Below are 515 nucleotides of genomic sequence, written 5' to 3' on the forward strand. Positions count from 1 at the left end.
CAACCAGGATGTGAACGTGATCCGCTTCGCCATCCATTTCTAAAATCTCAACCTCAAGCGACTCAGCCGCTGATTTAAATGCCTCTCTGATCTGGTCAATCATCGCACCATCGAGCAATCGGCGGCGGTATTTTGTCGTAAAGATTAAATGCACGACCAGTTTACTGACTGAATGACGACGGCGAAGATATCCCGCCAACTCTTCGCTATGCACACTCACTTGAAAAATACCCATTAAAGTAACATAATTCAATGATATTACAGGTGAGCGGCTAAAATGAAAAGGGCAACCAAAGTACGTATTTACCCGGACGGCGAGCAGGTGGTATTTTTAAATGCCCAGTTCGGCGCTGTGCGTTTTGCATACAATAAAGCTCTGCAAATCTGTCGTCATATGTACCAACGCCACGGCGTATCTGTCAGCATTAAGCGCGACTTAAAGCCTTTACTGGCTGTGGGCAAAAAGTCGCGCCGCTATAGTTGGCTGAAAGAATATGACTCACTGGCATTGCAGC

General features: G+C 46.4%; 2 protein-coding genes. One reads left to right on the forward strand and one right to left on the reverse strand.

What is annotated here, in order from left to right:
* On the reverse strand, positions 1 to 235 hold a 235-nt coding region (gene tnpA / locus J1784_RS00215; RefSeq protein ID WP_238485316.1), incomplete at its 3' end, for an IS200/IS605 family transposase.
* 42 nt (positions 236 to 277) lie between these two features.
* Here tnpA and J1784_RS00220 point away from each other — a divergent pair.
* On the forward strand, positions 278 to 515 hold a 238-nt coding region (locus J1784_RS00220; RefSeq protein WP_217147575.1), incomplete at its 3' end, for a helix-turn-helix domain-containing protein.

The organism is Rahnella ecdela (genome assembly GCF_019049625.1).
Classification (GTDB): Bacteria; Pseudomonadota; Gammaproteobacteria; order Enterobacterales; family Enterobacteriaceae; genus Rahnella; species Rahnella ecdela.